The organism is Clostridium sp. BIOML-A1, assembly GCF_009874105.1.
GTDB lineage: Bacteria > Bacillota > Clostridia > Lachnospirales > Lachnospiraceae > Coprococcus.
Window position 1 is genome coordinate 232087 of the sequence record NZ_WWTL01000003.1, and the last position, 10831, is coordinate 242917.

The 10831-nt window shown below is 41.0% G+C and carries 6 protein-coding genes; all 6 read left to right on the top strand.

The window, feature by feature from the left end; genetic code table 11:
- Positions 1 to 48 precede the first annotated feature (48 nt).
- The 6 genes from GT641_RS03845 (at position 49) to GT641_RS03870 (ending at position 10589) form a co-directional block, all read left to right on the top strand.
- Positions 49 to 708 (top strand): HD domain-containing protein, encoded by a 660-nt coding sequence (locus tag GT641_RS03845; protein ID WP_161116854.1) that lies wholly within the window; start codon positions 49 to 51, stop codon positions 706 to 708.
- A gap of 70 nt (positions 709 to 778) precedes the next feature.
- Positions 779 to 3010, top strand: a complete 2232-nt coding sequence (gene ppk1, locus GT641_RS03850; protein ID WP_243143680.1) for a polyphosphate kinase 1 — start codon at positions 779 to 781, stop codon at positions 3008 to 3010.
- 214 nt (positions 3011 to 3224) lie between these two features.
- Complete coding sequence (locus GT641_RS03855) at positions 3225 to 7220, top strand: CDP-glycerol glycerophosphotransferase family protein (RefSeq protein ID WP_161116856.1); 3996 nt, start codon at positions 3225 to 3227, stop codon at positions 7218 to 7220.
- 1 nt (position 7221) lies between these two features.
- Positions 7222 to 7611 carry a glycerol-3-phosphate cytidylyltransferase gene (gene tagD, locus GT641_RS03860; RefSeq protein WP_044945138.1) on the top strand — a complete coding sequence of 130 codons (390 nt, stop codon included), beginning with the start codon at positions 7222 to 7224 and terminating at the stop codon, positions 7609 to 7611.
- A 16-nt stretch (positions 7612 to 7627) separates the two neighbouring features.
- Positions 7628 to 9181 carry a phosphatidylinositol-specific phospholipase C/glycerophosphodiester phosphodiesterase family protein gene (locus GT641_RS03865; protein WP_161116857.1) on the top strand — a complete coding sequence of 518 codons (1554 nt, stop codon included), beginning with the start codon at positions 7628 to 7630 and terminating at the stop codon, positions 9179 to 9181.
- A gap of 463 nt (positions 9182 to 9644) precedes the next feature.
- Complete coding sequence (locus GT641_RS03870) at positions 9645 to 10589, top strand: D-2-hydroxyacid dehydrogenase (protein WP_347562840.1); 945 nt, start codon at positions 9645 to 9647, stop codon at positions 10587 to 10589.
- The last annotated feature ends 242 nt before the right edge of the window (positions 10590 to 10831 follow it).

A 10831-nucleotide genomic window follows, 5' to 3' on the forward strand; every position in this document is an offset into this window, starting at 1 on the left:
GATGGTGTAAATTGAAGAACAGTGAAGTAGAAGAGAGATAGATGACGTATGAAAGTAACATTTGAAGAAGTAAAAAAGAACAAAGCGGTTCAGACATATATAAGGATGGCAGATGAGTCTCTGCGCGCAATGGGATATACGGAGCATGGATTTGCACATGTAGAACGCGTGGCAGAGACAGCAAGGGAGATATTGTTGACGCTTGGCTATTCAGAACGTGAAGCGGAGCTTGCGAGTATCGCAGGGTATCTTCATGATATCGGAAACGTTGTGAATCGGGAAGGACATGCACAGTCCGGAGCAGTTATGGCATTTCGAATATTGGACGATATGGGAGCGGATCCGGAGGACACAGCTGTAATTATAACAGCAATTGGAAATCATGATGAATCAGCGGCATTTCCGGTAAATCCGATCGCAGCAGCATTGCTGATCGCGGATAAAAGTGATGTGAGAAATTCAAGAGTCAGAAATACGGATATTTCATCCTTTGATATTCATGACAGAGTGAACTATGCCGTAAAAGAAAACAAACTGAAGATTATCAAGGATTCACATATTGAGCTGAAATTAAAGATCGATAAATCCATGTGTGCCGTTATGGATTATTTCGAGATCTTTTTACAGCGGATGATCCTGTGCAGGAAGTCGGCAGAGGTGCTTGGACTGGAATTCTGGCTTACAATCAATAAACAGCGGGTAATCTGACAGGGGGTGTATGGCGATTCAAAGAATATTTCATTACATAAAAGAGAAAATAACAGGAGCGATAAAAAGAATGAATAACGAAGAAAAGAATCTGACAAATGAAGAAGCGGCAAATGAGACAGAGAAAAATACTCGGTTTGGAAGAAAAAATAAGCAGAAGGAAGAAAATGAGAAAATACAGGAAGAGAAGCCGGTAAAAAAGGTGAATCATGTCGGACTGTATGAAAATCGTGAATTATCATGGTTGAAGTTCAATGAGCGTGTGCTGGAGGAGGCAGAAGATACCTGTGTTCCATTGTGTGAGCGGATGACATTTCTGTCTATTTTTCAGAGTAATCTGGATGAATTCTTTATGGTGCGTGTCGGTTCTTTGGAGGATCAGAAGCTGTTAAGCCAGAAGCTTCGGGAGAATAAGACGAATATGACAGCGGGAGAGCAGATCGATGCAATCTTAAAGCGTGTATCCGAGTTGAATGACAGGAAGGATGCCATCTATACGTCTATTATGAAAGAGGTTGGAGAGAAAGGCGTTCATCTGACTGATTTCAAAGCTCTTACAAAATCGGAGAGCAAATATCTGGAAGAATATTTTATGAAAGAGATTGTGCCACTGTTATCTGTTATGATCGTGGGAAGAAAGCAGCCGTTTCCATTTTTGAAGGGACAGGAGATTTATGCGCTTGCGGTTCTTGGAACACGAAGTGACAAGAAAAAGATCGGAATCATTCCGTGCAGCAGTTCTGTATTCCCAAGACTGATCCGGATTCCGACGAAGGATGATACTTATATGCTGGTCGAAGAACTGATCCTGCATTTTCTGCCAAAGGTTTATAAAGGCTATAAGGTTCTTGAAAAATCCGTGATCCGTGTAACGAGAAATGCGGATATTGATTTTAATGCAGTCTATGATGAAGACCTTGATTACAGAGATAAGATGGCACAGATCGTAAAGCTCAGAAAGAAGCTGGCACCTGTACGACTGGAATTATCCCGAGATATTAATGGAGATATGATAAAGCAGGTATGTGAGTATGCAGAGATGGAGGAACCGCATGTGTTCTTAAATCAGGCACCGCTTGACCTCTCCTTCTTGTTCCAGATTGAGGATATCCTGAGAAAGGATGCAACGCTTGTCTATCAGAGACGTGTGCCACAGGCATCTCCGATGCTAAAGAGCAATGAGCATATCATACCACAGATATTGGATCATGACGTATTGTTATCCTATCCGTATGAGAGCATCAAACCGTTTTTGCAGATGCTTCAGGAGGCTGCCCGCGATCCGGAGGTTATCTCTATTCGTATGACACTTTACCGTCTGGCAAGAAACAGCAAGGTGGTAGAGGCTTTGACCGAAGCTGCCGAAAATGGCAAGCAGGTTGATGTGCTGGTTGAATTAAAGGCCAGATTTGACGAGGCAAATAATATCGAGTGGAGTCGGACATTAGAGGATGCGGGCTGCCATGTTGTATATGGTATAGATGGCTTAAAGGTTCATTCAAAGCTATGCCTGATCACCAGAAAGGTTGGAGATGAGATTCAGTATATTACACAGGTGGGAACCGGAAATTATAACGAAAAGACTTCCAGATTATATACGGATCTGTCACTGATCACGGCAGATAAAAGGATCGGTGAGGAGGCAGCAAAGGTATTCCAGGCAATCCTGCTTGGTTCCGTGGTAGAAGATATGGAGCATCTGCTGGTTGCACCAAAATGTCTTCAGAATAAAGTAATTGCTATGATTGAGAATGAGATTCAGATCGCAAAGGAAGGAAAGCCGGCTTATATCGGAATCAAGATCAATTCGCTGACAGATAAGAAGATCATAGATAAGCTGATCGATGCATCCAGAGCCGGAGTAAAGATCGATATGGTGATCCGTGGTATTAACTGTTTAAGAAGCGGAATACCGGGGGATACCGATAATATTCATATTGTAAGTATCGTGGGGCGTTTTCTGGAACATTCCAGAATCTATATATTCGGAACGCATGACAGAGATAAGGTCTATATCGCATCGGCTGATTTTATGACGAGAAATACACTTCGACGTGTAGAAGTAGCAGCACCGCTTTATGATGAGACGGTAAAGAATAAAGTTCGTAAGATATTTGCAATGATGCTTCGGGATAATGTGAAAGAGAGAGAGCAGCAGCCGGACGGCAGTTATAAAAAGCTTCCGATGGTCGGACCTGTGTTGAATTCTCAGGAATATTTCTATGAGGAAGCATACAAAGAAGCAGGTGATGCCTTTCATCAGTTGCTGCGCAGGCAGGATGCGGAACAGGAAAATAAATAGCAGATAATATAAGAGAATAAGCGATAAGAATAAAACAGCTGTAGAACGCGCATAATTTCTATAGCTGTTTTATTGCTGTATTTTGTATTATTAGGTTGAAAATAGCGGGTGAAATAGATATAATAAAGTAGTCGAAACAGGTAGATTTTTAGAGAATTATTTTAGGCAACAAACCTGTCACTGATAAAAATGAGTAAGGAGTTTTAACAGCAGCATGAAGCTTTCAATTATATGGAGATTATCTGACAGGGAGGAAAAGAACCTCATCACAGGAAACAGCCTGCAGAAGCAGCTGGAGGATTATACAGGTGATATTCAGCTTTTGATCTACAAGGGAAACGGACAGACATTTGAGGAGACTTTGACAGGTAAAAATCTTGATATTTCTATATATGATATAAATAAAATCCCAGAGAACAGTAATATATTTGAAGACGCAAAAAGTCATGTAACAGGTGATTATGTTACATTTACGGATAGCGGTGACCGGTGGTCAGACGGAGCATTTGTACGTCTTGTAGCAGAACTTGAGATGCATAATAAAAGTACGGTTATTATGCTGAAAAAATGCGGCCCAGATGGGTCTGTTGATGCATTTGCAGGGGATACGACAGGGAAAAAGGTGATCGATCAGGTGCTTCGTAAGAAATTCCACTGCCATCCGTTTTATTTTGGTGGAACAATTCTACGTACAGATAAAATGAATAAACTGGAATTCAAAAATGAATATAAGCAGGCAATGGAACAGGCCAGTATGCTGGATATCTGTGCAAAAGAAAAGAATGTATTATATATCAGCTATATCACATATTTGCGTGATATGGATGAAAATCAGCCATATGCAAAGAATCAGACGGATCTGTTCCGGACATTCTGGCTGCCATTTCTTGCAGAGCTGCAGACTCAGTATGAGACAGTTCCGGTATTTATTCAATATCATTTGATGCATGTGTTAAAAGGCTTTATAGAGCAGAATATGACGGATTGCGGATTTGGAGAAACTGATCCTGATCGCGAAGTGGTGTTTTCCGAGATTAAACAGCTGCTTTCATATGTAGAAGATGATGTTATGCTGAACTGCTACAAATTGAAGGAAACACAGGTTCCGGATATTGTAAAGATGTTTTATGGAAAATTAAAGTATGACGAAGAATATGTCTTTGAGAAGAAGTATTTTGATGCAGAAGCATATTATGGATCGGCAAATACGATCCTGGATAAGATAAGTAATCTGAAGCTTCAGATCGATCAGATCAAATACAGGGATGGAAATTTGTGTGTGGATGGACATGTTCATCCGATCCTTGCTGCTATGGCTGATCAGGTTTATTTTATGTTTGGTGGCAAGAAGAAAGTATTTGTTTACAGCGGCAGTTATACAGGAAAAGAGATTATGGGGCAGACGATGTATCAGGAAGCGATGATACATGTAGATATGCCATTTGAGGATCGAAAAGATTGTTATCTCTTATGTTTTGCTAATTTCGGTGATGAATCTATCAGGATTCCTTTGGGATTTGATTCGGCATATGTTCCGATAAGTGATCCAAATGTTGGAATTGAATGGAATCTTGGCGGATACAGTGCCAGATCAGAAAATGATGGTATTTATTTTTTCAAATGTTCTAATCAGGATAAATGCCAGAAAGAAAAATTATTTGAGAAGAAACTGGGAAAAGCTCGTACACAGGCTGCAAAAGAAAATTGCAGGCTCAGAAAAATGTTCTATAAAGAGACTGCAAATAAGAATAATGCAGTAGTGTTATTCATGGCTGATACGGATCAGACAGAGAGTCGTATCACGGAATTATATCAATATGCAGTATCTGAAAAAGATGGAAATGAATATTATTTTGTTTCAGAACCTGGAAGCACAGTATGGAAAAACCTGGAAGCTGCCGGGGGCAGAATGGTAGAAAAGAACAGTATGCAGCATAAACTGTTAATGCTGTTAGCAGACAGATTGATCGTATCTGTTACAGATATCAGAGGCTATATTCCATTTGACAGAGAACAGATGGATTATGTCAGGGATCTGTTGCATTTCAATGTAGTTTGTATAGGAGAGCGTGCGCAAGGAACAGATATCGTTACGGACAGATATCACTGGGAGACTCCGATCCGGCTTTATTTCTGTACATCCGAAGAACAGTTGCTTCATATACAGAAACCGGGATTCGGATTCTATGGAAGGGATATTCTGCGTTATAAAGAAGACATATCTGAAATATATAGCAGCATTAAACTGGAACTGAGCGAGGAAAAGAAACCGGAAAAGATACATTTGCTTCCGAATCAGTCAGAAGGACTTGTTGACTGTAAGAAGACCACAGAACCGGATACTACAGAACATAAGGAATGGGAATCTCAGGTTCAGGAGATGGTAGAGCTTGCAAAAGAGAACAAGGTAAAACCCGGTAGGAAAAATGTAACAGATGCTTATTACGGTCGTAAGATCGTTCCAAATACGGTTGCTCTGGTAGGACTTGGAAAAGGCGTGCGTGGTTCCATGCAGTATATCCTGAATGAACTGAATTCAAATGACTGCTTCAGGGATTTTAAGATCTATGTGCGGACGGATGAGGAAACGGATGCAACAGTTCAGACCTATATTAAGAATAATAACTGGACGCGGACACAGACCATTATAAAAGATGCACAATATATGGAGATAATAGAGTCTGCACAGTATCTGCTCACTGAGGTATATTTCCCGGTTGGCTGGGTGAAAAAGGATGGCCAGACCTATATCAATATCTGGCATGGCACACCATTAAAGAAGCTGGGACTTGCCAAGAATGCAAACGGAAAGCATAAAGATGGAAACACACAGAAGAATTTTATAGATGCAGATTATCTGTTATATCCAAATGAATACACAAAGGTGCATATGCTGGAGTCATATAAGGTAGCAACACTGATGCAGGGAAAAGCTTTGAACCTTGGTTATCCAAGAACCGGCGGAATGCTTGCAGCATCAAAAGCAGATCTGCATGAGCTTCGTGCCGAGCTTGCGCCGAACGGTGAACATCTGTATGCATATATGCCTACCTGGAAAGATTATCTGGACGTAGAACAGGTTATAGATGAGTCGAAAGAATTATTAGATTATCTGGATGCAAATCTCAGAGATGATCAGATCTTATATGTAAATCTGCATCATAAAGTCAGTGATTCTCTTGATTACAGTGTATATAAGAGAATTAAGAAATTCCCGCCGACGGTAGACAGTTACCAGTTGCTTGCGCTCACAGATGCATTGCTCACGGATTACTCCAGTGTATTTTATGATTATCTGGTGCTGCGCAGACAGATCATTCTGTATTGCAATGATTATGAATTATATCGCAAGAAACGTGGAACATACATGGATCTGATGGAGCTTCCATTTGACAAAGTGCGTACGAAAGAAGAAGTGCTGGAAGCAATTAACCGCGGAAAGACATATGACGATGAAGCTGCATATAAGGAATTCTGCGCTTATGATTCTGTGGATAATGCGAAGAAGCTCTGTAGTCTGTTTACAGGTACAGAGGAATATGTAGATGTAGAGCCAATTTCGGATCATGCGAAGAAACAGGTGCTGATCTATTCGGATTCCTGTGGAGATTCGGAAGATACCAGACGTCTTCGAACCTATATAGAATCTGACGGACATGATGATATGGATGTATTCATTTCATGTAACCGATATCTGACAAATGACAATAAGGATACAGCTTATCCGATGCTGAATAAAATACCGGTTATTGGAACTCATGATGAATATCATTTGAGTGGAGCAGGTATTGCAGCACAGAAGCTCTATGACAATAAAAAGATCACGATCGAACAGGCAATGGGAGTATGGAAATACGACTATGCGGCCGCCGGTAGACGTTTCTTTGGACAGGCGCCATTTGATCTGATCCTATTATATGATGTCGTAGATGCACAAAAGCTTCTGTCATTGACATTTATGGAAACACCAAATAAAATATTATGTATCAGTGATGACATGTTCAGGAAACTGGTGGTAGAAAAAGATCAGTTTCTTAAGGATGCCCTGAAGGTGTGCCTGCCATACATGAGGGGAGTATTTGTAAAGACAGAAGAACAGCGGATGATTTTCAAAGCCATATACGGTGATGCATATGCAGTTCAGCTTATTACAAATGAAAAAGATTTAAAGAATCTGATTGCGTTAGCTGTCAGGGATGAAGGAGAATGATATGAAGAAGGTAATTACGTATGGAACATTTGATCTGCTCCATTATGGACATATTAACCTGCTCCGCAGAGCAAAAGAGATGGGCGATTATCTGATCGTTGCATTATCAACAGATGAATTTAACTGGAATCAGAAGAAGAAGAAATGTTATTTTTCATATGAAGAAAGAAAACAGCTTCTGGAAGCAATCCGCTATGTAGATCTGGTTATTCCGGAGGAAAGCTGGGAGCAGAAGAAAGAAGATATCAAGGAATTCAAAGTAGATACCTTTGTTATGGGAAATGATTGGGAAGGAAAATTTGACTTCTTAAAAGAGCAGTGTGAGGTTGTATATCTGCCAAGAACACCGGATATCTCAACGACACAGATCAAAGATGATTTAGGAAAATAAAAGGCGGTTAATCAGCATGAAGGTTCATGTGCCACATTTGAAGTTAGAGCATAAGACAAGAAGACTTGTATATGTAGGAAATGGTGCAACATCAGTAGACAAAGAATATAATAAGACAGGATCGGCAGATTGTGACCGACGCTTTGTCAGTACTATATGGAGCGGATTCTCATATCCGAAACTACAGAACCCTTTTGTAAGAGAAGATGCAGACTGTATCGGTTTTTATGCCAGAAGACGGACTCCTGCTGTATGGGAATGGTACTGTACGGATGGAAGCTGGCACAGAACAGAGGCGGATATGCCGGAAAAAATGCTGCTTCCGGTTGGATCATCAGTGAAAGAGCTGTATAAGGAAGAGAATAGTATTTATTTTGTCACACAGTGGGAAGATAAGCATGGAATTCGCGTGAACTGCGGATCAGATATATTCTCAAAGCCTTTGATGGGACATGCATTTGGTGGCATGGATGACAAGACTTATCATAATACGATGGCAGCACTGGAGCATGGGATAGGAACAGGTTATAAGGATTTTGAGATCGATTTTTCCTATACCACTGATGGTCGGTTGGTACTTAGTCATGGTTGGTCGCCGAGTAACTGCAAGTGTCTCGGAATTACATATAAACCGGATTTTGATAACATGACATATGAACGTGTGATGAATATGCCGATTCATGGGAATCCGATCATGGATGCGAGACAATTTTATGAAAGAGTAAAGGACGAACCGGACTACAGGTTTGAGGTGGATTTTCATAGTAAGAAAGATGGAAATGAAATTAAAGAAATCACAGAAATTTTGTTGGATGATTTTCAGCATGATGAGGCATTCCTGGATCGACTGCTGGTACAGGTATACAATAAGACAATGTATGAACAGATAGATTCTGTATATCTTTTTAAAAATTATATGTATCTGATTGGACGGCGGACGGAAAGGCTTGATTCCATTATTACGTATTGTCTGGATCATGGAATATGCAGCATAGCTATTCGGATGAATTATGTGAATGAGAAAATGATTCATAAAGTTCATAATGCAGGATTGTATGTATTTTGCTATACGATTAAGAAAGATGCAGATTATGCAAAACACCTGTTGGATTCCGGTGTTGATACAATCTGTACGGATTTTGTTACAGAGGAGCTGTTGGATGAGGCGGATGGGTTTGGATATTTTCCATTCTATATATGCTATAACAGTGATCGAGCTGATGTAGAAAATCATTATTCAGAAGATGTTCAAGATCAGTTTTTACAGACGAAGAAGGGAAATCTGGAGTACAAGGACAAAACGGTTTGGGAGAATGACGGAACAGGAACACTTCGTAAATGTGAATTTTCGGTTCCGGGAAAACGTTTCGTTGGTTGGAAGCTTCGCGTAACCTTAGATGGAAATACATTCTGGTATTGTAAAGATGGATTGTATCATATCAAGAAGGATTTCGATGAGACAAAGGATGTCATACCTTACATATTTGCAGATGAGGCGGTCATTCCTGTCTGGAAGGTAAAACGAAACATGAAATTAGTGATGGTAGCTATATGGGAGGATCTTGGGTGATTCTCCCATATTTTCTAGTTTTTCCGATGTTCTATCCGCCTGTGTCTGCTGTCAGGGTGGAGAGGAAAACATAAAGTGTAATTTCCGTTATGATGCCGGCACTAGCTGCCGGCACAAAGCCCTTGTCTGAACCCATAAGGGTGAGTTAGGGCGACTGACGGCAAATAGGCGTGCGGGCAGAATAGGAAATGAAACGCGTTTTCTCTCCACCCTGACCGCAGGCACAGGCGGATGGAATGCGGCATATGTTGATAGCTTGTTTTTACCAAGTACGGCTGACAGCAGGTACAGGCGGATGGAATGCGGTATATGTTGATAGCTTGTTTTTACCAAGCACGGCTGACCGCAGGCACAGGCGGATGGAATGCGGCATATGTTGATAGCTTGTTTTTACCAAGCACGGCTGACAGCAGGTACAGGTAAATGGAATATCGAATAACAAAGATAAAACAGGGAAGGAAATATGATTATGAAGATAGTGTTTTTGGATCGTAAGACGATAGGAGAAGATATTGACTTGACAGACTTTGAGACTTTGGGTGAGGTTGTAACATATGAAATGTCACAGCCGGAAGAAGTTCCGGAGCGGGTAGTAGATGCAGATGTTATCATCGTGAATAAGGTACCGGTAAACGAGCAGACGATCGGAACTGCTCAGAATCTGAAGCTGGTCTGCGTAGCAGCAACCGGAACAAATAATCTGGATAAAGATTATCTGGATAAACGGGGAATTGAATGGAGAAATGCAGCCGGATATTCCACCACGATCGTTGCACAGCACACATTTGCCATGCTCTTTTATCTGCTCGAAAAGCTTCGGTATTATGATGATTATGTAAAGAATGGATCATATCAGAAAAATGATGTATTTACCTGGTTTGGCGAGCCGTTTACAGAGCTTGCCGGAAAGACATGGGGCATCATCGGACTTGGAGCGATCGGAAGGAAGGTAGCGGATATAGCAAAGGCATTTGGCGCACATGTAATCTATTATTCAGCATCCGGCAGACCGGTACAGGAGGGCTATGAGCAGGTTGACCTGAATACACTTCTTCGGACATCTGATGTTATATCGGTTCATGCGCCATTAAATGAATATACCGAGAACCTGATGGATAAAGCGGCATTTGCAAAGATGAAACGATCCGCGATCTTCCTGAACCTTGGACGTGGACCGATCGTAGTAGAAGAAGATCTTGCGGAAGCCTTGAAGCAGGGCACGATCGCAGCCGCAGGCGTAGATGTCCTTCGGACGGAACCGATACAGCCGGACAATCCTTTGCTTGCTATAAAGGACAGCCATAAGCTATTCATCACGCCACATATCGCCTGGGCAAGCACCGAAGCCCGCACCCGCCTGATGCAGATCGTCCTTGACCATGTAAAGGATTTTGTTGAGACGAGATAAAATGGGTATAAAGAGTGCGTGGGCGGATTGATACCCGGAAATAATTAAGAAGATGGGTATAGTGTAAAATAAATGAATTTTATACCCATAAATAAAATGATTTTTGGGTATGGAAGATTGCTATGGGCTATAATACCCGGAAGCAAGATGGAGATAAGGGTATAGTGAAGTGGTAATCTAAAAGTAGACACCAACCCTATTATTGTAGACAATACTTTTTAGTAAGAGTATCATCAAATCAT

Bases quoted from the DNA above. Each gene is read 5' to 3' on its own strand.
- GT641_RS03845 (WP_161116854.1), top strand. From the start codon at position 49: ATGAAAGTAACATTTGAAGAAGTAAAAAAGAACAAAGCGGTTCAGACA.
- ppk1 (WP_243143680.1), top strand. From the start codon at position 779: ATGAATAACGAAGAAAAGAATCTGACAAATGAAGAAGCGGCAAATGAG.
- GT641_RS03855 (WP_161116856.1), top strand. From the start codon at position 3,225: ATGAAGCTTTCAATTATATGGAGATTATCTGACAGGGAGGAAAAGAAC.
- tagD (WP_044945138.1), top strand. From the start codon at position 7,222: ATGAAGAAGGTAATTACGTATGGAACATTTGATCTGCTCCATTATGGA.
- GT641_RS03865 (WP_161116857.1), top strand. From the start codon at position 7,628: ATGAAGGTTCATGTGCCACATTTGAAGTTAGAGCATAAGACAAGAAGA.
- GT641_RS03870 (WP_347562840.1), top strand. From the start codon at position 9,645: ATGATTATGAAGATAGTGTTTTTGGATCGTAAGACGATAGGAGAAGAT.